The following is a 20,978-nucleotide window of genomic DNA, read 5'->3' as shown; positions in this document are numbered from 1 at the left end:
CAGACAGCAGAAGGAGCATTAAATGAAACACACTCAATTCTTCAAAGAATGAGAGAACTTGCAGTTCAAGGAACAAATGATACAAACGTTGGAACAGACAGAGATCAGATAGGTAAAGAAATAGTACAGCTTCAAAAAGAAATAGATAGAATAGCTGGACAAACAGAATTCAATACAAAAAAATTAATAGATGGTTCAGCTTCTAATGTAGTATTCCAAGTAGGAGCAAACTCAAATCAGACAATAACATTAGTAATAGCAACAATGAATTCAGCAGCATTATCAGTAGATGCAACATCAGTTGTAATTGGAAATGCAACAACAGCAGCATCAATTACACTTCAAATATCAACTATAAATACTGCTATAAATAAAGTATCAACAGAAAGAGCAAAACTTGGATCATACCAAAATAGATTAGAACATACAATAAACAACTTAAATACTTCAAGTGAAAACTTAAGCTCAGCAGAATCAAGAGTAAGAGATGTTGATATGGCTAAAGAAATGATGAACTTTAGTAAGAATAATATTTTACAACAGGCTGCACAGGCAATGCTTGCACAGGCTAATCAGGCACCACAAGGTGTTCTTCAATTATTAAGATAGTTTTAAAAGCCCTGGAAATCCAGGGCTTTTATTAAAATTTTATTATTATGAGAAGGGACAATAATTATGAATGAAATTATAGTAGAAATCAATAATATACTAGATATATGTGATGAAATAAATATATCTATAGAAAATGGAAATGCTGATTTTTTAAATGTAATAGAACTTGTAGACAATTTAGCTGTTTTAGCTAGAAAAATAGATGAGTATAAAAATCAAGATATAAATTTAGAAGAATATAATGAAAAACTAATACAGTTATTAAATTCTCTAGAAAATAAGGATATGGATTTGTTCTCTGATACATTAAAATATGATTTTAAACCATTATTAGAATATTGGAGAGAAACTTTAGAAAAATAAAGAGGTGAATTTTATGTATAAATTGAGTATATGCATGATGGTAAAAGATGAAGAAAAAAATTTGGAAAGATGTCTGAATAGTTTAAAACCTCTTTTAGAAAATAATATAGCAGAACTTATAATTATAGATACGGGGTCTAAAGATAATACTATAGAAATAGCCAAAAGGTATACAGATAAAATATATATACATTTATGGAATAATAATTTTTCAAATATGAGAAACATATCTATATCTTATGCAAAAGGAGAATGGATATTAATAATAGATGCAGATGAAAGATTGGATAATACAGATGAACTAATTAAATTATTAATAAATGAAAAATTAAAAGATTTTAATACAATTTCTTTAATAGTTAAAAATTTATATTATGAAGATAATGAAAATAAATTTAGTTCATTATTATCCCCTAGAATATTTAGAAATGATGGTAGCTTTAAGTATGAAGGAGCTGTTCACAATCAACCTATGTGTAAGAGGCCTAATTTAAGTGCAAATATAAGCATAACTCATTTTGGATATGTTTTAACAGATAAGGTGTTAATTAGAAAAAAGTTTCAAAGAACTTCGTCATTATTAATAGAACAATTACAGGAAAATCCAAATAATTTATATTATATATACCAATTAGCAGTAACTTATAATATGTATGGCAAAGATGATAAAGCGTTAGAGGAATTTAGAAAGCTTTATTCAAAGCTTAGAAATAATAAAAAAGATTTTTTATATGCTTTAGCAGCATATGCTAAAACAGCATTTAATATGGAACAATATTACGAAGCTATAGAGGTAGCCAAGGATGTAATAAAATATAGAAAAGATTATATAGATATGTATTACTTACTTGGAATGATTAATGTAAAAATAGGAAATAAAGAAGACGGATTAAAATATTTCAAGGAATACCTAGAACTTATAACAAATTATGATAATTTAGAAATAGCTAAAGATACAAAATTAATATCATATTTTATAGATGATCAAAGCATATCTAATGCGTCTTTTGAATTAGCTACATATTATATTGAAAATGGTGAAGTAGAGCAGTGCAAAAAATATTTAAATTTTATAATTGATAAATATGAATTATGTAATATAAATGTAAAATACTTAATAGCTGAAAAAAATTATAAGTCTTTGGTGGAATATTATAATAATTTAAAAGATAATAACTTAAAAGAGTATTTTGCGTTTTCTGTTGAAAAAATATTGCAAAATATAAATAAAACTGATGCATATGATATTTTTTATAATTTATCCAATGTAAACGATGAGTATGGATTATTAAATAAGTTGAGGATTTCTAATGAAAATAAAAATACAACAATAGACAACATCATTGAAAAAGTAGATTTTAAAAATTGTTTTACTTTTTATTATGATGTTTTTCAGTATATAGATGATTTTGATAAGATAATACATTACTTTAAAAAAATGGATATAGATGATATTAGAAAAATATTTAAATACCTAGTAAATGAACATTATAACTTCAATGGAAAATTTGAACAATATCTTATAAACTCAAATATTAGAAATAACGATATTGAGGGCAATAAAGTATATATTGCTATAGCATATGAATTTATAATAGATAGAATTGAAAATTATGAAAAATATTATAATGTTTTTCAATTGTATATAGATAGAGGGATAAATTATATTAAACAAATTTATCAAACTGATAAGGCTAGAATTTTATATAAGAATCTAAGTAATAATGAAGACAAGTTATTTATATTGTCGTTTATTGCCAACAATTACATAGAAAAAGGTAGTTTTGATTTGGCTGTTAAGTATTTTAAAGAAGCATTAAAATGTAATGGAAATCTATTAAGTTATATGAATTTACATATGAAATCTATATTTATTGATATAAGCAAGGAGTAATTTAATATGAATGCTATAACAAAAATCACATTAGACAAAGTTGATAAAGTAAAAGAATCTTTTGTAGAATCAAAAGAAGATATTAGTATAGGTAATGTTGATGAAAAGAAGACATTGAATAGTATAAAAAATATAAATTCAGAAACTTCAATAATATTAATAGGATTAATTAATGGAAAGTATATTTTAGAGATATTAAAAAAAACAAGTATATTTAATAAAATCTTAATTGTTGAGCCTAATATAACTAAAATAATGAGTTTTTTAAAAAGTGAAGAAAGTAGTCAAATACTTGAAGATGATAGAGTGAATTTATACTATTTAGATAACCTAGAAGAAAGTAAAAGTATTATTGGAGCATTTTTAATTAGAACTGATTATGATAATTTTATACTTATAAATAATTTTAATTATGATAAAGTTTATGATGAAGTAGTCAAGGGTTTTTTGTCAAACTTGAGAGAGTATACCTTAAATTGTTTATGTAATGTAAAGACTATGGATACAATAGGTAAAGATATATTTAGCAGTTATTTAAATAATATACCTATAATAATTAACAGTACTTTTATAAATACAATTAAAGGTATTTTTAGTAATAAGCCAGCTGTTATTGTATCAGCAGGTCCATCCTTAGAAAAGAATATAAATAAACTAAAAGATGTTCAAAATAACGTTATAATAATAGCTGGAAATAGAACATTGAAACCTTTATTAGAAAGAGGTATAATGCCGGATTTTATGTGTGCTGTTGATCCGTGTGATGAAATATATCATATGGTGGAGGAAGAGTTAGAATGTAAAATTCCATTAGTATTTCATGAAGGAACTAATAGCAAATTAGTTAATAGTTATAATGGACAAAAAATATTTTTTAGAGCAGGAGTTAATACATATATTGAAGATATTTTAGGAAAAAATATCGAGGTATTATTTCAACAAGGTTCAGTTGCTCATGCATGTACATCATTGGCAAAGTATTTAGGATGTAACCCTATATCATTTATAGGGCAAGATTTAGCTTATACCAATAATCAAAGCTATGCTAATTGTACTGAATTAGGATTAGCTGAAGATGTAACAAATCACGGAAAGATTTTTGTAAAAAGTATACAAGGTGAAAAAATACTTACATCATATACATTAGATCTGTTTAGAAGTGGCTTTGAAAATTTTATTAAAAGTAATGAAGATACAATATTTATAAATAGTACAGAAGGGGGAGCACATATACAGGGAACTTTAATAATGGATTTAGATGAAAATTTAAATATATTTGGACAAGAAAAAATTAATAAAAATATATCTCAATATTTAATTGAAGAAAATATTGATAAAGGTAAAGTTATAGGTCAGTTTAATAAAATTTTATCGCAAATAATAGATATAAATAAAAAATGTAAAGAAGGCAAATATATCACTGGGAAAATATTAAAAACCAATAATAAAAGTGAAATATTAAAATTAATGAAAAAAATATATAGGATAAATAATATAATAGATAATTTTAGAGAATTGGATTTTATAAGTGTTATGATTGAAGATGTATTTAATAAAAATGCTAAAAATTTTAGATATAAAGAAGATGAGAAAGAAGATGAGATTACAAAAAGTAAAAAACTAATATTAGGTTTTAATAAATTATATACAGATTTAAATTATGTTTTTGAAGAAAATATACCATTGATAAAGAGAGTAGTAGAAATATAGATGTTAGGAGTTATAAAATGGAAACTATAAATTGTACATTTAAAGTTGAAAATAATATAAAGTATATTTTGTCAAAAATAGACAAGGATATCAATACAGAATTACTTTTTGATTTACTTATAATCCTAATGAAAGAATACAATTTAAATATTGAAGTGATTATTAAAATTGCATCTAATATGGAAAATGATACAGATAAATTATTAAACAAGCTTTCAAATTTATTTTATAGTATTGGTTTTTATGATGAAGTTATATTATTGTTATTTAAATCATACAATATAAACTCTTACAATATAGATACAGTATTTAGTTTAGGATATATTTTAAATTTAGTAGGAGAAAAAGAATTAGCAATAAAATATTTAAAAGAAATAGAAGAAAAAGATGAAGAAGCTAGAAGATTGTTAGAAAAATTATAATCTATATATAACAAGAATAGGAGTATTTAAATGAAAAATTTATTGTTAGTTTTTCAACATTCGATACAATTAAAACATAGATTTTATGAAATGATAAATGAGTTTGATAGACAAGGATATTATGTGCATATATATGATGATATGCACATAAATAATTTTTCTATTGATTATTTACCATACTTAATTGACTATTATAAAAAAGAGTATAATGATTTAAATAAGATAGTTGTTTTATCAAATTGTAAAGATATATTATTTAGTTGGTTTAGAGTTTACAATTCTTTAATTGATGATTTTATATATTTTATAGATAATGAAGAACAAAATTTTTATAAAAAAGATAATGATTTGTATGATTTTATAAATTCTATAAGTAATTTTGCTAGTATAAATGAAGAGGTAGTGCAAGGGAAAATATACATAAATATAAACTTAAGAAACTATTTTCAAATATATAGATTTATGATGAAAAATAATAATTTTCAATATTTTGATATCATAAAAAATTTTGATTATAACAATAAAAATAATAAAACTATATTAAATAAAAAATATATATATAATAATTGTACTTATTATTTTAACATAGCTGAAAATAAAGACGATTATTTAATTAATTTAAGTAATTTTGAAGCAAATGAAATAAATATAAATCAGATATTCATAGATAAGGTACATGAAAATATATTTATTTTACCTTATATAACTATTAATTTTTATAATTATAACAATATGGAAGTAAATAGGTTTTTGTTTAAAATATTTACAGCATTAACCGATATTGAGCTAAAATATAGAAAATATATATTTAATGTGCTATTTGACTATGTACAAATGGAGGATATTGGTTTTAATTTGAGATTATATATAGTTTCATTACTTGCAGTTATTTATCCAGAAAACTCATTGATCTGTGAATATGCAATGAAAATAATTATAAATGATAAAAATAATATAAAATATCATTATGAATTTTTATGGCAAATTATATCTTGGATATGTAGGCAGAATTTAGGAATTTATGATGATTATTATTTAGATATTACACAAGTAATAGATAAATTAGCTAATCCAATATTCAACTATATTGAGAAAGAAAAGATTAGTTTTAAGAAAGATATCAATAATATAGCAATAGTAACAGATCAACTTTTGGGTATCAAACACTCTCCAACTAAAGTTATTATAGATTATGCTATTAGTATTAAAAAATATTATCCGAAATATAATGTTAAAATTTTTGTGGAAGATAATTTATATTGTAAAAAGATTGGAGAAATTATTCCTCATATATATTCTTCTTATATATCTCAAAACTTAAAAAGTGTGCATTATGATTACATAAAAAATAGTGGTGTAGAAATATATTATTGTGATGTAGAGAAGAACAAGGATGAACAAGTAACAGATTTATTGGAAAATATAAGTAAATTTTCCCCTGAAATTATTTTAACTAATAGTGAAAATTCCTTGGTAACTAGAGTTTTATATAATTATTATAAAATAGTTTATATGAGTACAGGTGGAAATTATTTTTCAACTAAAGCACATAAATATTTATGTGGAAATAGAGATGAAGTTATTAGACAAAATTCAAGATATTTATCGCTTAATGAAGGTGATATAATTCAATTTAATTATGGTTTGAACTTAGATTCTAAAATTAGAAAACAATATTTAAGAAAAGATTTTAATCTTAAAGAAAATGATTTTGTTATGGTGACAGTAGGTAGTAGATTGAATTCAGAAATGGATAAAGAGTTTATTGAAAATATTTGTTCTTTTATAAAAGAAAATCCAGGTAGTAAATGGTTGATTGTTGGCAACAGTAATATTAATGAAATGAATATGAAATATAGTGATTTAATAGATAATAGTATAATAAGAGTTAATTTTGAAGATGATTTAAATGCTGTTTATTCATTATGTGATATATATATCAATCCTAAAAGATCTGGAGGAGGAATTAGTATAGCTATGGCTATGAATATGAAACTGCCTATTATAATATTTTCAGAAGAGTCTGATGGGTTGATGTATGTAGGAAAAGAGAATGCTGTAGGAAGTACATTTGATGAATACATAAATGAAGTTACCAGATTATACTTAGATGTAAATTACAGAAAAGATAAAGGAAAAATAATGAAGGAAATAGTTGGAAGATTTCAACTAAAGAATTCTATTAATCAATTGATTGAAATATTTAATAATATAAACATATATGATAAGTGATAAAAATATGAAGTTAATATGAAGTTAAATAGAAAATAAATTATTTAAGGTGAGTAAATTATGTTATACAAAGATAACAAAAGACACAAATTTAGTAATATAAATGTTTTTGGATCAGGAGAATTATATAATCAAATTAAACCTTTATTAATACAACAGCATATTTGTATACAAAATGTATTTGATGATACAATTAAAGATAAAAAATATGACATTAATATAAATAGACATCTAAATAATAAGGAAATTTTATATTGTGTAGGCTATAAAAATATGATTAATAGATATAAAAGATATAAGGAGATAAAAAATATGGGATTTAGTCCAATATCATTTATTTCAAATAAATCTATTTTTTCTAGTGAAAGCTACGTGAAAAATGGTAGCATAATAAATCAAGGAGTAATAATAGATAACTTTGTAAGTATAGGAGAATGTGTATTTGTAAATATAGGTTCTATAATATCACATCATTCAGTCATACAAGATAACGTTTTTATTGCACCAGGAGCAAATATTGCAGGATATGTAACAGTTGATGAAGGAAGTTTTATAGGAATTAATGCAACTATAATTGACCATATAAATATAGGAAAATATTCATTAATTGCAGGAGGAGCTGTTGTTATAGATGATGTTCCACCATATACAATGGTAGCCGGAAATCCAGCTAAAGTAATAAAAATGTTAATATAAAAGAGAGGCCAATATGGAAAAGAGAAATATTTATATTACAGGAGCAAATGGTTTTATAGGAAAGTCTCTAATAAATTTTTTCAGTAATATTGACGAAGTCAATGTTATAGGAATAAGTCATTCTAGTAGTAATTATGTATTAGATAATATAGTTTACAGCGACTATAAAAATATAGAATGGATGAGAAAAGTTTTAAAATCAAAATCTATATTAATTCATACAGCGGCATGTATTCCCAAAAAACAGATTTCAAATTTAACAAATGAACTATTTGAGACTAATACCAGTATTGATAGATTTATTGTTAAATCATTTTTAAATTTTGTAGATAAATTCATATATTTTTCAAGTATTTCTGTATATGGATATGGACATCATGATTTAATAAATATAACAGAAGAATCAAGCTTATATACTTTGGATGATTATTCTAAAAGCAAGTTGTATGGCGAAAGGCTAATTCATACATATTATAAAAACAAAGAATTTATTTTACGATTATCTTCACCTTATGGAATAGGTAAAAGTAATATAGGAATTTTAGAGGATATGATTTATAAAGCTATAAAAAATAAAGATATTGAGATATATGGGAATGGAGTAAGAACTCAAGATTATGTATATATATCTGATATATGTAAAGTTGTATATAATATTGTAATGAATAATACTAAAACAGGAATTTATAATTTAGCTACTGGGAATTCGTGTAAAATATCTGAATTAGCTAAAATTATTATTTCTGTTTATAAATCTAGTTCTAAATTATTAAGTATAGATAAAGAAGAAAGTACTTCTGTACATATTCAGAATAAAAAAATATGTACAGAAATGAATGTGAATTTTGTAAATATAAAAGAAGGCATTCAACATATGTATTATAGTTCTATGGCAGATAGAGGTAAATACAAATGAGACATATTATATTTTCAGATTTACATAATAATTATTTTGCATTAAGGGAATTTTACAAGTATTTATTGAGTATTTCAGACGAAATTAAATTGTATTTTTTAGGAGATATAATAGGATATTATAAGTTTGATGTTAGGATTATTGAATTGCTTAAAGTTATGATAAATAAATGGAATATGGATATATGTATTGGTAATCATGATGCAGCTTTTTTTAATCATTTAGGGTTGACAGAATTTAAAATTAAATTCTCAAATAGTTTAAATGAAACCATAAAGTCTAATTATAAGCATAAGAAAAAGATAATGGAATTATTTTCTAACATAAATTTTAATCAACTAGATATAAAAATAAACACCATGCATTATACATTATCACATGGAGGAATTTCGGATATAATAAATGATTATTTTTATCCAGACTTAAGTTTTATTAAATGGAGTAATTATAAATTTAGAAGTGGAATGAATTATATATGTGGACATACTCACAGACCATTTATAAAAACAGTTAAGGACAATATATTTATTAATGTGGGTTCGTTAGGAATGCCAAGGGATGGGGATCCTAGGATGTGTTTCTTAGAAATCAATAATAACAATTTACAAATAATGAGAAGATTTTATAATATGGATTTACTATATGATTATAACTTTAACTTAAATAACAATATACGAAATAGAATATATATGGGTGGAAATTCAAAATATATTCATCTAAATTTATTAAGTTTAAATGAAGAAAAAATATATGTGGAAAGTATATTTAACAATGTTTTTTTCTTTGATAGGTGTATTTATGTTATTTATAAAAATTGCCTTTTTCAAATATTAAAGTTAGCATACAATGGAAAAAAATATTTATTAAGATTTCAGGCACAAGAAATATTATCTAATAATATACAGAATTTGATAAGGAGAATAAAATATGAAATGTTATAATGTTTTAGTCACAGGCACTAGTTCTTATGGGGTTGGAGAGGGATTAATTAAAATAATAAGTCTTAGTCGATATAGAAATAGTATAAGATTAATAGTGGCATCTAATTCAGATTTAATAGCTTACAAAGACTTAGCTGATAAATATTATGTTTTACCTAGTGCTAAAAGTAATATTTATTTAGAGGCATTAATGGAGCTGATAATAAGGGAAAAAATAGATGTTCTGATACCAGGGTCAGAAGCTGAAATGGAAGTAATATCAAGAAATAAATGTCATTTTAAAGATGTAGATGCATGGGTTAACGATTATAATTTAATAAAATTATTTAATAATAAAAGTAATGCAAATGAGTTTTTATCTAAAAATAATATATATGTTCCATGTACTTTTGAGAAAATAGAAGAGGACAAATTAAAATATCCATTAATCATAAAACCAACTCAAGGTAAGTCGTCTGAAAATATTTATGTAGCAAGAAATGCCACTCAACTAGAATCCGTAATAAATTTGTTTAAATCCTATAATAGAAAATTTATTATACAAGAATACATAGAAGAGGGAGAAGAGTATACAATCTCTTTAATTAATTTAAATAATAAAGATGTTAAAGTATTAATAATGAAAAGGATTCTTTGTAAAGGAGCTACTCAATACGCATATATTGAGGAGAATTATATAATTAAAGAGATTGCTTTAAAAATACATAATTTAATTAAAAATGAATTAATTATAAACATACAAATCCTAAAAAAGGATGATAAGTATTTTGTTTTGGAAATAAACCCTAGATTTTCAGGTAGTTCTCCGATGAGGGCTATGCTTGGTTTTAATGAATTTGATATTATATTTTCTTTTAAATATTTAAAACAAAATTTTCAATATAATTTGATAAAGAATAAATTTGCTATAAGAGGATATAAGGAATTCTCTTATGTGAAAAAATAATTTAGGAAAGTGATAATTATGATAGTGTTTAATAAACCATATATAACAGAATTGGAAAAAGAATATGTTTTAGATGCAATTAATAGAGGAAACTTACATGGAGATGGCTATTATACTAAGCTTGTAAGTCAATTTATAGAAAACAGATTTAAGACAAATAAGGCACTTATGACAACTTCATGTAGTTCTGCACTAGATATGGCTGCTTTGATGCTAGATTTAAAAGAAGGTGATGAAGTTATTATGCCTTCGTATACCTTTGTGTCTACAGCTAATGCTGTAGTGCTTAGGGGGGCTAAACCTGTTTTTGTAGAAATATGTGAAAAAACTTTAAACATAGATCCTAAACACATAGAAAATAAAATAACTAAGAATACAAAGGCTATATTTGTTGTTCATTATGCAGGTGTAAGTTGTGATATGAATAAAGTTATGGCCATAGCACAAAGGCATAATTTAAAAGTTGTGGAAGATGCAGCGCAAAGTGTAAATGCAAAATATAAGGATAAGTATTTAGGAACTATTGGTGATATAGGGTGTTATAGTTTTCATAATACAAAAAATTATACATCTGGAGAAGGAGGAGCCATTCTTATAAATTATGATGATGCTTTAGCAAAAACAGCAGAAATAATAAGAGAAAAAGGAACTAATAGAAATCAATTTTTTAGAGGTGAAGTAGATAAGTATACGTGGGTAGATGTTGGATCCAGTTACTTACCATCAGATATATTATGTGCATTATTATGGGCTCAATTCACAAAAATAGATGAAATACAGAAAAAAAGAAAGTATATCTATGATAGTTATTATATGGGATTGAAGAGTATGGAGAAAGGTGGCAAGTTAAGGTTGCCAATTATACCTGATTATTGTGAAAGTAATTATCATATGTTCTATATTCTTTTAAATTCAAATAAGGAAAGAGATTATTTAATGGATAAGCTTAAGGCAAATGACATATACACAGTATTTCATTATATACCATTACATACATCTCCTATGGGGGAAAAACTTGGGTATAAATTTGGTGATTTACCTAAAACTGAAGATTTAAGTTCTAGATTATTAAGATTGCCAATGTATGCAGGGTTGGAATATGAGGATTTACAAATTATAATAGAGAACATCAATAGAATATTAAATTAGTATATAATAAAATATAGCTTTTATTAAAGAAGCAGTATATAGAAATAGATTTATAAATAAAAAACAATTGCACAAATTGGCAGAACCTTTAATAATAACAAAATATGGAAAATATTTGATAAGATTATAATATAATGTTTTTAAATTTAGGAGTATTTATTCCTAAATTTTTTTTATATTTTACGATAATAATAATAGTAAATTTTATATTAGTAAGGATAAGGTTGATAATATGTTTAAAGATATAGAAGAATTATTTGTATATAGAAATTATTCCATAAAACAGGTATTGGAGAAAATAGATTTGGGAGCCAAAGGCATAGTAATAGTTGTAGATGAGGTGAAAAAATTAATAGGAACTATAACTGATGGTGATATTAGAAGAGCTATATTAAAAGGATATAATCTTGAAAGTGTTATAGAAAATATAATTAATTATAGCCCTATATATGCTACATTAGATATGACTAAGGAAGAAGTAAAGGACTTGTTTATAAAAAAAGCAGTTAAAGAAATCCCGTTAGTAAATAGTAATGGACAAATAATAGATTTAATAAGTATAAGTGATATTTTACTTCCAGATGGCAAAGAAAATTCAGTAGTTATTATGGCAGGTGGGTTAGGAACCAGACTTGAGCATTTAACTAAAGAAATACCTAAACCAATGCTTAGAGTTGGACAAGATCCTATGCTCCAACATATAATAAGTAATTTTAAGCAATATGGATATAATAATATTTTAATATCCGTAAATTATAAAGCAGAGATAATTGAAAATTATTTTCAAGATGGTTTTGCGTATGGAGTAAAGATAAATTATATAAAAGAAAATAAAAGGTTAGGAACAGCTGGAGGCATAAAATTAGCAGAGGATTATTTGGACAAACCTTTTTTTGTGATCAATGGAGATATATTTACTAACTTAAATGTACAGAATATGATGGAATTTCATAAAAACAGTGAGTTTGATATAACAGTAGGAGTTAGGAAGCATACATTTCACATACCTTATGGAGTAATAGATGCAGAAAATAATCTTATAAATTCAGTAAAGGAAAAGCCTAGTATAGATTATTTAATAAATGCAGGAGTATATTGTATAAATCCTGATTTAATTAAATATATTCCCAAAGATACATATTTTGAAATAACAGATTTAATCAATATTTGTATAAAAAATGGATTTAAGATTGGAAGCTATGAAATAAAAGAATATTGGATGGATATCGGTAAAATAGAAGATTATAACAAGGTTAATGAGGATATATATGATTTAGTATGTTGTGATAAGAAAGGTGAATAAAATGATAAATAATAAAAAAGTATTGGCTATTATCCCAGCTAGGGGAGGATCAAAAGGAGTACCTAGAAAGAACATAAAGGATTTAAATGGCAAACCGCTGATAGCTTATACTATAGAAGAAGGACTAAAGAGTAAATATATAGATAAACTAATTGTATCTACAGAGGATGATGAAATTTCAAAGATTAGTATGAATTATGGAGCTGAAGTACCTTATTTAAGACCTAAGGAACTTTCAAAAGATGAAACTCCAGGTATTGATCCTATAATTCATGGAATAGAGTATTTTGATAAAAACAATAATAACTTTGATTATGTAATTTGTTTACAATGTACTTCACCGTTTAGAAGAGCTTATCAAATAGATGAAGCTATAGAAAAATTAATAGAACAAGATGCAGATTCAGTAGTAAGTGTATGTGAAAGTGAAGTAAGTCCCTATTGGATGAAAAAAATAGTAAATGGGAAAATGACCAACTTTTTAGAAGATAGTACATTTTATGCAAGGAGACAAGAAATTCCTAAAGTATATAGATTAAATGGAGCTATATATATTGCTAAAAAAGATGTTTTGAAAAAATTTAATACTTGGTATACTGAAAATACTATTCCTTATATAATGGATAGAAAAACATCTTTAGATATTGATGATGAATTGGATTTTGAAATGGCAACAATTTTAATTTAAAATAAGAGTATAAGGAGGAAACTAAATTATGGAAAGCATGGAGATTAATAAAGAAGTTTATGAAAAAAAGTATAAAGGTGGATATGGCATAGTTTATCCAGAGGGACATGTTATAAGAATATATGAGCATTATATAAAAAATCTTTTGAATAATGGTAAAAAGAATAAAATGTTAGATTTTGGATGTGGCAATGGTACTCATTCCTTATATTTTAAGGATAAAGGATTTGAAGTTTATGGTGTAGATATATCTCAGGAAGCTATAGATATTTGTAAGAGTAGATTTCATACAGGAAAAGAAAAGTTTTTTGTAATTGACAAGGAAACAGATTTGAATAAATCGTTGAATACAAAATTTGATGTAATATTTGCAAATCAAGTATTATATTATTTATCTGATATTGAGCTTAATAGAAAGTTAAATGAATTTTATGAATTGTTAAATGATAATGGCATAGTGATATTTACAATGATGGCATCTAAAAATTATTATTATAATTTAGCACAGAAATGTGATAATGAAACTGGATTATATAAAGTTGAGTTGAAAGGAAGATTAAATGAGACTTCTTATATTAATTTCGTCAAAGATGAAGAAGATATGAAGAATAAATTTGGTGTTTTTCAAAGCTTATATACAGGGTGTTATGATTTTTCTATGAAGGAAGGTTCATCCTTACATTATTTCTTTATTGGAAGAAAGTCTATAAGTTAACATAGAAGGGAGCAAAAAATATGGAAAAAGTAAGAGATCATGATGAGTTTTATTTGAAGGAAGATAGAAAAAATAATCCGAAGGAATATTTTAAATTTATTTATAATATTTCTAGAAAATATGTAGATTCCCTTGAAAGCTGCAACATACTAGATGTAGGATGTGCAACAGGTGATTTTTTGTATTTTCTAAATTCTGTATTTAAAAATTCAAAGTTTACTGGAATTGACGTAATGGATAAACTTTTAGATAAGGCTAAAGATGAAGTAGAAGATGTTGAGTTTATTAACGCAGATATATATACAGGAAGAAATTTACCTGATGATAAGTATGATGTTATTTATATGAGTGGAGTTCATAGTATATTTGATGAATATGAACCATGGATAGATAATTTAATGAATTTTAAAAAAGATACTGGGAGAATTTATATATTTGGTATTTTTAATCCTGAAGAAATAGATGTTCTTATTAGAAGCAGAAAATCTTCTGACAGTGGACCATGGCAAGTGGGTTGGAATATATTTTCAAAGAAAACGATAGCAAATTATATAAATAAAAAAGGAAATCAATGTAAGTTTTATTCCTTTAATATAGATATAGATATAGACAAAAAAGAAGATGATCCATTAAGATCATGGACATTTAAAATAGAAAATGAACAAAGAGAAGTAATTAATGGATTGCAAATATTACATAAATTTTATTTGTTGGAAATAATATGAAAATATTTAAATAAAGGGGAACTATGATGAATAAAGCTTTTATAATAGCAGAAGCAGGAGTAAATCATAATGGTGATATAAATATAGCTAAACAACTTGTAGATAAAGCGGTTGAAGCGGGAGTAGATGCTATAAAATTTCAGACATTTAAAACCGAAAGTTTAGTAGTTAAAAATGCTCCTAAGGCAGAATATCAAAAAGAAACTACGGGTAGTGGAAATCAATATGATATGTTAAAAAAATTAGAGTTATCTTATGAAAAGCATATTATTTTAAAAAAATATTGTGAAGAAAAGGGATTAATGTTTATATCAACACCATTTGATTTTGAAAGTGTAGATTTACTTGAAAAACTTGATATTCCATTATATAAAATAAGTTCAGGAGATTTAACTAATATTCCGCTTCTTAAATATATATCAAAGCTAAATAAACCTATTATACTATCTACAGGTATGGGCAATTTGGGGGAAGTAGAGATAGCAGTTAATGTTATAAAAGAAAGTGGAAATGAAAATATAACATTATTACATTGTACATCAAATTATCCTACGGATTATGAAGATGTTAATTTAAATGCTATGATTACGCTAAAAAATGCATTTAAACTTCCTATAGGATATTCTGATCATACAGTTGGAATAGAAATACCCATTGCAGCAGTAACTATGGGAGCCAAAGTTATAGAAAAACATTTTACATTAGATAAAAAAATGGAAGGACCTGATCATAGAGCATCTTTAGATCCACAAGAACTCAAACATATGGTGGCAGGTATTAGAAATATTGAAAAAGCATTTGGAGATGGTATTAAAAAATGTAATTCAAATGAAAAAAATACTAGAAAGGTTGCAAGAAAAAGTATAGTAGCATCTAAGTTTATTAAGCTAGGGGACGAGTTATCTTATAACAATATTACTTTTAAAAGGCCAGGAGTCGGATTAAGTCCTATTTATGTTGATGAAATAATAGGTAAAAAAGCATTAAATAATATAGAAGAGGATTCATTTATAACTCTTAATAATGTTAGGTAGGTGGTTGTTTGAGAAAAATTTTAGTTGTTACAGGAACTAGAGCTGAATATGGATTGCTTTATTGGACAATGAAAGCAATAGAAGAAGATAAAGATTTAGAACTTCAATTAATAGCTACAGGAAATCATCTTGTACCAGAGTATGGATTAACTATAGAGCAAATAAAAAAAGATGGTTTTAATATAGATGAAGAAATTGATATGATGATAAGTTCTAATAATAAAAGTGCTGTCTTAAAATCTATGGGGATTGAAATGATACAATTAGCATCAGCTTTTGATAGATTAAAACCAGATATTTTGCTTATATTAGGAGATAGATATGAAACTTTTGTAGCAGCGACATGTGCTATGATGATGAATATACCTATAGCCCATATGAATGGTGGAGAATCTACAGAAGGATTGATAGACGAACAAATTAGACATGCTATAACTAAAATGGCCCACATACATTTAGCTGGGGCAGAATATTATAAAGAGAGAATTATAAAAATGGGCGAAGAAAGTTGGAGAGTACATAATGTAGGACAATCAGGCGTAGAGAGTATAAAAAGGATAAATTTTATGTCAAAAGAAGAATTAGAAAAGCAATTAAATATTAAATTTAATAGGGAGGTTTTTCTAGTAACATATCATCCTGTAACTTTAGATTTAGATAATACTGAATATCAAATAGATCAATTAATAAAAGCATTGAAAAAGTATGATGCACAAATTATATTTACATATCCAAATGCAGATTTTGGAAGCAAGATTATAATAGATAAAATAAAAAAATATGAAAGTTTAAATGAAAATGTTAATATTATATATTCATTAGGTCAATTAAAATATTTAAGTTTATTAAAATATTCAGATATTATCATTGGAAATTCTTCTAGTGGAATAATAGAAGCGCCTGTGTTCAATATTCCAGTAGTGAATATTGGAGACAGACAAAAAGGAAGGATAAGAAATAAAAATATAATAGATTGTGGATATAATGAAAATGATATAATTAAAGCTATTGATATAGCATTGAATGATAATTCTTTTAGGAGTCAGCTAAATTATATTGAAAATGTCTATGGAGACGGTAATACCAGTAAAAGAATAGTGCACATTTTGAAAGATGTATATATAAATAAGAATCTTATTAACAAAAAATTAACTTATTAGAGGGAAAATAAAATGAAAGTAGTTATTATAGGTGGATTAAATAGTGGAAGAAGGATAACTGAGTATTTGAATAATGATAATAATACAGAATTATTAAAAGTATATGTTTTAAAAGATGATATAGGGAATCAATATTCTGATTTTGTTACCTTTGATGATATAGTTAGTCCTGAACAATTAGTTAAAGTAGATAATATTAATAAATATTCAGAGGAAATAAATCAGCTACAACCAGATATAATTTTTGTTGTTGGTTGGTCTCAGCTTATAAATGATAAAATAATAAATTCAGCTAAAATAGGTGTTATAGGATTTCATCCTTCTAAATTGCCTAAAGATAGAGGAAGAAGTGTATTAGCATGGCAAATAGCAGAAGGATATAAAGTTGGCTGTGTTTCAATGTTTTGGATAGATTCAGGAGTAGATTCAGGTAATATTATAGCTCAAAAAGAATTCAAAATTGATTACGAATACACAATAAGAGAAGTATTGGATAAGGTCTATGACATATGTGTTGAACTTGTTAGAATTTATTATCCAGTTATAATGAATGGAAATATTATTTCAATATCTCAAGATACTAAATTAGCTACATATAGAACGAAAAGGGGAAAAAAGGATGGCATTATAAATTGGAAAGACAGTTCTACAAATATATACAATTTAATAAGAGCTATAACCTTCCCATATCCTGGAGCTAGTACTTTTTATAAAGGAAATGAGCTAATTGTTTTGGAAGCTAAAGAAAAAAAATGTCATGATATTTATAAAAACGCTATTCCAGGAACAATATTGTTTATTGAACATAATAAAGGAATAGGTATTAAAACAAAGGATAATATTATATTAATTAAGAAAATTATGTATAAAGAAAATGGAATTATGTTAGAGAAAGTAGAAAATAGTTTAAAAATAGGTGATGTTTTAGAATAAGGAGATTGACATATGAAAGTACTTGTAATATCAGTTCATCCTGATGATGAAACACTAGGATGTGGAGGAACTCTTTTAAAACACAAGAACATTGGCGATGAAATATATTGGGCAATAATAACTAAAGCGGATGAACTTTTGGGATATAGTAGAGAATTTATGTATAAAAGAGAAAAACAAATAGAGGATGTATCAAAAATATATGGATTTAAAAAGGTATATAAATTAGGCTTTACTACAACAAAGTTACATAGTATAGATTTTTCACAAATTATAAGTTCTATATCTGAATTAATAAATGATGTAAAACCAGAAATAGTTTATATGAATAATAGATCCGATATACATACAGATCATCAGATAGCAGCAAGAGCTATATTTAGTTGTACTAAGAGCTTTAGATATCCTTTTATTAATAAAATTCTGATGTATGAGTGTATTTCGGAAACGGAAATAGCACCTGCTTTGTCAGAAAATTTATTTATTCCTAATGTATATTCTGATATAACAGAGTTTATTGATAAAAAATTAGAGATAATGAATATATATGAATCAGAATTACAAAATCCTCCCCTACCAAGAAGTTTAGATAATATGAAAGCCTTAGCAAGGTATAGAGGAGCTTCATGTGGGGTAAATTATGCTGAGGCTTTTATGTTAATACGAGAAAAGTTTTAGTGTTATAGGTGATTTTTATGGAAAAAATAGTTCTTATAGGAGCAGGAGGGCATTGTAAAGTTATTATAGATATAATTAAAAGTACTAATAAATATGAAATTATAGGAATAACAGATAATGAGAAGAAGGGCTATTTGCTAGATATACCTATAATTGGAAATGATGATGTTTTAAGTGATATATATTCAAAGGGAGTAAAAAATGCTTTTATATGTATAGGGGCATTAAACGATATGAAAATTAGAGAGAAGATTTTTAATAATTTAAAAAGTATTGGATTTAAATTACCTATTTTGAAACATAAAAATTCTATAGTTTCGCTATATGCCGAAATAGGAGAAGGAAACTGTATTATGGCTGGAGCAATAATAAATGCAGGTGCACGTATAGAATCTAATTGCATTATAAATACAGCGTCTATAATTGAGCATGATTGTAAAATAGGATTTAATTGTCATATCTCTCCAAATGCGTCTATAGGGGGAAATGTGACAATTGGACATAATTCTCATATTGGTATTGGAAGTATTATAATTCAGAATGTAAATATAGGCAGTAATGTTACAATAGGAGCAGGGTCAGTTGTAATTAACAACATAGATAATGATAAATTAGTTGTAGGAATTCCGGGAAAAGTTAAGAAATATAAAAAGTAGTAAAGGGGACTATATATGAATAAAGTTAGATATTGTAAAAATTGTTTTATGCCAAATACAAAACCAGGACTTATTTTAGATGAGGAAGGAATTTGTCAAGCCTGTAGACACGCTGAAGAAAAGAAAAGTATAGATTACAATAAAAGATTTGAAGAATTAAAGAAATTATGCAATAAATATAGAAGTAATAATGGAAGTTACGATTGTATAATAGCTGTAAGTGGAGGTAAGGATAGCCATTATCAGACTTATGTTATGAAGGAACTAATGGGGATGAACCCTTTGCTAGTTTCAGTTAGTGACCCATTTACTCATACAAAAACTGGTAGACATAATTTTCAAAATATAGCTGATGCCTTTAGTTGTGATATAATAACTCTTAATCAAAATCCAGATTTGGTAAGAAGAATGATGAAAATTGCTTTTGAAGAGTTTGGAAGTCCAACATGGGCTATAGATAGAGCTATATATGTATTTCCTATAAAAATGGCTATAAAGCTTGGGATAAAGTTAGTGGTATATGGGGAAAATGTGAGTTACGAATATGGTGGAGTATTAGAAAATAAGGAAACCTATAGTGCAAAAGATCAAATTAATAATGATGTAGCTAAAAAAATAGATTTTGATTTTTGGCTAAATAAAGGTATAAGGCAAGAAGAAATTAATATGTTGGTATATCCAACAGATAAAGAGATAGAAAAAGCTGAGCTTGAGCCTATTTATCTGGGATATTTTGTAAAATGGGATGGGTATAAAAATTATCAAATAGCTAAAAAATATGGATTTAGATCCCTTGGAAATGAATGGATAAGGGAAGGATTTATAGAAGACTATGATCAAGTTGATTCATATGCATATCTTGTGCACCCATGGCTTAAATATCCTAAGTTTGGATTTGGAAGAGCTACAGATGTAGTAGGTTACTGGATAAGAGGAGGTAAAATAACTAGAAAAGAAGGATTAGAATTATTAAAAAAACATGAAAACTCTTTAGTAGATACTAAAGCATTAGAAGACTTCTTAAATTTTACAGGATATACTGTAAAAGAATTTTGGAATATAGCTGATAAATTTTGGAACACAGATATTTTTGAAAAAACAGATGGGCTATGGTATAAGAAAATAAATAATCCATGGGAAGAAGATTATATAATAAATAGTATAGAAGAAAAAGCTATCACAAATCTATAATTGGGAGAGTTTTA

Annotated in this window: 21 protein-coding genes; all 21 read left to right on the top strand. The window is 25.2% G+C overall.

Features of this window, described 5'->3' with window-relative positions:
* The coding region (locus T514_RS0111410) for a flagellin (RefSeq protein ID WP_027624894.1) at positions 1 to 609 on the top strand (609 nt) is incomplete at its 5' end.
* Between the two features lie 66 nt (positions 610 to 675).
* The gene (locus T514_RS0111405; protein WP_027624893.1) at positions 676 to 975 is read left to right on the top strand and encodes a hypothetical protein; all 300 of its coding nucleotides are present in this window, start codon (positions 676 to 678) and stop codon (positions 973 to 975) included.
* Between the two features lie 13 nt (positions 976 to 988).
* Positions 989 to 2,869 (top strand): glycosyltransferase, encoded by a 1,881-nt coding sequence (locus T514_RS0111400; protein ID WP_034868863.1) that lies wholly within the window; start codon positions 989 to 991, stop codon positions 2,867 to 2,869.
* Between the two features lie 6 nt (positions 2,870 to 2,875).
* The gene (locus T514_RS0111395) at positions 2,876 to 4,579 is read left to right on the top strand and encodes a motility associated factor glycosyltransferase family protein (protein ID WP_027624891.1); all 1,704 of its coding nucleotides are present in this window, start codon (positions 2,876 to 2,878) and stop codon (positions 4,577 to 4,579) included.
* Positions 4,580 to 4,596: 17 nt separating this feature from the next.
* Entirely contained in the window at positions 4,597 to 5,001 is a 405-nt protein-coding gene (locus T514_RS0111390; RefSeq protein WP_027624890.1) for a tetratricopeptide repeat protein, read from the top strand.
* A 30-nt stretch (positions 5,002 to 5,031) separates the two neighbouring features.
* Positions 5,032 to 7,233, top strand: coding sequence for a glycosyltransferase family 4 protein (locus T514_RS0111385; protein WP_027624889.1), 2,202 nt, complete (start codon positions 5,032 to 5,034; stop codon positions 7,231 to 7,233).
* Between the two features lie 60 nt (positions 7,234 to 7,293).
* On the top strand, positions 7,294 to 7,929 hold the full coding sequence (locus T514_RS24465; protein WP_051542013.1) for an acetyltransferase: 636 nt from the start codon (positions 7,294 to 7,296) through the stop codon (positions 7,927 to 7,929).
* A 13-nt stretch (positions 7,930 to 7,942) separates the two neighbouring features.
* Positions 7,943 to 8,845: an NAD-dependent epimerase/dehydratase family protein gene (locus tag T514_RS0111375; RefSeq protein WP_027624888.1), complete on the top strand. Its 903-nt coding sequence runs from the start codon at positions 7,943 to 7,945 to the stop codon at positions 8,843 to 8,845.
* Entirely contained in the window at positions 8,842 to 9,786 is a 945-nt protein-coding gene (locus tag T514_RS0111370) for a metallophosphoesterase family protein (RefSeq protein WP_027624887.1), read from the top strand. Before T514_RS0111375 ends, T514_RS0111370 begins: the two co-directional genes overlap by 4 nt.
* Positions 9,773 to 10,732, top strand: coding sequence for an ATP-grasp domain-containing protein (locus tag T514_RS0111365; protein ID WP_027624886.1), 960 nt, complete (start codon positions 9,773 to 9,775; stop codon positions 10,730 to 10,732). Before T514_RS0111370 ends, T514_RS0111365 begins: the two co-directional genes overlap by 14 nt.
* A gap of 18 nt (positions 10,733 to 10,750) precedes the next feature.
* The gene (gene rffA / locus T514_RS0111360; RefSeq protein WP_207640932.1) at positions 10,751 to 11,881 is read left to right on the top strand and encodes a dTDP-4-amino-4,6-dideoxygalactose transaminase; all 1,131 of its coding nucleotides are present in this window, start codon (positions 10,751 to 10,753) and stop codon (positions 11,879 to 11,881) included.
* A 232-nt stretch (positions 11,882 to 12,113) separates the two neighbouring features.
* Positions 12,114 to 13,184: a nucleotidyltransferase family protein gene (locus T514_RS0111355; protein ID WP_027624884.1), complete on the top strand. Its 1,071-nt coding sequence runs from the start codon at positions 12,114 to 12,116 to the stop codon at positions 13,182 to 13,184.
* Position 13,185: 1 nt separating this feature from the next.
* A complete protein-coding gene (locus T514_RS0111350) occupies positions 13,186 to 13,872 on the top strand; it encodes an acylneuraminate cytidylyltransferase family protein (RefSeq protein ID WP_027624883.1) in 687 nt (228 codons plus the stop codon).
* 28 nt (positions 13,873 to 13,900) lie between these two features.
* Entirely contained in the window at positions 13,901 to 14,587 is a 687-nt protein-coding gene (locus tag T514_RS0111345; protein WP_051542012.1) for a class I SAM-dependent methyltransferase, read from the top strand.
* A 20-nt stretch (positions 14,588 to 14,607) separates the two neighbouring features.
* Positions 14,608 to 15,312: a class I SAM-dependent methyltransferase gene (locus T514_RS25760; RefSeq protein WP_051542011.1), complete on the top strand. Its 705-nt coding sequence runs from the start codon at positions 14,608 to 14,610 to the stop codon at positions 15,310 to 15,312.
* A 26-nt stretch (positions 15,313 to 15,338) separates the two neighbouring features.
* On the top strand, positions 15,339 to 16,346 hold the full coding sequence (neuB, locus tag T514_RS0111335; RefSeq protein WP_156939888.1) for an N-acetylneuraminate synthase: 1,008 nt from the start codon (positions 15,339 to 15,341) through the stop codon (positions 16,344 to 16,346).
* Positions 16,347 to 16,354: 8 nt separating this feature from the next.
* The gene (gene neuC / locus T514_RS0111330; RefSeq protein WP_027624880.1) at positions 16,355 to 17,506 is read left to right on the top strand and encodes a UDP-N-acetylglucosamine 2-epimerase; all 1,152 of its coding nucleotides are present in this window, start codon (positions 16,355 to 16,357) and stop codon (positions 17,504 to 17,506) included.
* Positions 17,507 to 17,518: 12 nt separating this feature from the next.
* Positions 17,519 to 18,439 (top strand): methionyl-tRNA formyltransferase, encoded by a 921-nt coding sequence (locus T514_RS0111325; protein WP_027624879.1) that lies wholly within the window; start codon positions 17,519 to 17,521, stop codon positions 18,437 to 18,439.
* Between the two features lie 12 nt (positions 18,440 to 18,451).
* Positions 18,452 to 19,117, top strand: a complete 666-nt coding sequence (locus tag T514_RS0111320; RefSeq protein WP_027624878.1) for a PIG-L deacetylase family protein — start codon at positions 18,452 to 18,454, stop codon at positions 19,115 to 19,117.
* A gap of 17 nt (positions 19,118 to 19,134) precedes the next feature.
* Positions 19,135 to 19,773: an acetyltransferase gene (locus T514_RS0111315; protein WP_027624877.1), complete on the top strand. Its 639-nt coding sequence runs from the start codon at positions 19,135 to 19,137 to the stop codon at positions 19,771 to 19,773.
* 15 nt (positions 19,774 to 19,788) lie between these two features.
* Positions 19,789 to 20,964, top strand: a complete 1,176-nt coding sequence (locus tag T514_RS24455) for an N-acetyl sugar amidotransferase (RefSeq protein WP_084284507.1) — start codon at positions 19,789 to 19,791, stop codon at positions 20,962 to 20,964.
* Positions 20,965 to 20,978: the final 14 nt, after the last annotated feature.

The organism is Clostridium lundense DSM 17049, from assembly GCF_000619945.1.
Taxonomy (GTDB): domain Bacteria; phylum Bacillota; class Clostridia; order Clostridiales; family Clostridiaceae; genus Clostridium_AO; species Clostridium_AO lundense.
This window is presented reverse-complemented; position numbering and strand designations above follow the sequence as displayed.

Bases quoted from the DNA above. Each gene is read 5' to 3' on its own strand.
- T514_RS0111405 (WP_027624893.1), top strand. From the start codon at position 676: ATGAATGAAATTATAGTAGAAATCAATAATATACTAGATATATGTGAT.
- T514_RS0111400 (WP_034868863.1), top strand. From the start codon at position 989: ATGTATAAATTGAGTATATGCATGATGGTAAAAGATGAAGAAAAAAAT.
- T514_RS0111375 (WP_027624888.1), top strand. From the start codon at position 7,943: ATGGAAAAGAGAAATATTTATATTACAGGAGCAAATGGTTTTATAGGA.
- T514_RS0111315 (WP_027624877.1), top strand. From the start codon at position 19,135: ATGGAAAAAATAGTTCTTATAGGAGCAGGAGGGCATTGTAAAGTTATT.
- T514_RS0111350 (WP_027624883.1), top strand. From the start codon at position 13,186: ATGATAAATAATAAAAAAGTATTGGCTATTATCCCAGCTAGGGGAGGA.
- T514_RS0111345 (WP_051542012.1), top strand. From the start codon at position 13,901: ATGGAAAGCATGGAGATTAATAAAGAAGTTTATGAAAAAAAGTATAAA.
- T514_RS0111355 (WP_027624884.1), top strand. From the start codon at position 12,114: ATGTTTAAAGATATAGAAGAATTATTTGTATATAGAAATTATTCCATA.
- T514_RS24455 (WP_084284507.1), top strand. From the start codon at position 19,789: ATGAATAAAGTTAGATATTGTAAAAATTGTTTTATGCCAAATACAAAA.
- T514_RS0111390 (WP_027624890.1), top strand. From the start codon at position 4,597: ATGGAAACTATAAATTGTACATTTAAAGTTGAAAATAATATAAAGTAT.
- T514_RS0111385 (WP_027624889.1), top strand. From the start codon at position 5,032: ATGAAAAATTTATTGTTAGTTTTTCAACATTCGATACAATTAAAACAT.
- T514_RS0111325 (WP_027624879.1), top strand. From the start codon at position 17,519: ATGAAAGTAGTTATTATAGGTGGATTAAATAGTGGAAGAAGGATAACT.
- T514_RS0111370 (WP_027624887.1), top strand. From the start codon at position 8,842: ATGAGACATATTATATTTTCAGATTTACATAATAATTATTTTGCATTA.
- T514_RS0111365 (WP_027624886.1), top strand. From the start codon at position 9,773: ATGAAATGTTATAATGTTTTAGTCACAGGCACTAGTTCTTATGGGGTT.
- rffA (WP_207640932.1), top strand. From the start codon at position 10,751: ATGATAGTGTTTAATAAACCATATATAACAGAATTGGAAAAAGAATAT.
- neuB (WP_156939888.1), top strand. From the start codon at position 15,339: ATGAATAAAGCTTTTATAATAGCAGAAGCAGGAGTAAATCATAATGGT.
- T514_RS0111395 (WP_027624891.1), top strand. From the start codon at position 2,876: ATGAATGCTATAACAAAAATCACATTAGACAAAGTTGATAAAGTAAAA.
- T514_RS24465 (WP_051542013.1), top strand. From the start codon at position 7,294: ATGTTATACAAAGATAACAAAAGACACAAATTTAGTAATATAAATGTT.
- T514_RS0111320 (WP_027624878.1), top strand. From the start codon at position 18,452: ATGAAAGTACTTGTAATATCAGTTCATCCTGATGATGAAACACTAGGA.
- T514_RS25760 (WP_051542011.1), top strand. From the start codon at position 14,608: ATGGAAAAAGTAAGAGATCATGATGAGTTTTATTTGAAGGAAGATAGA.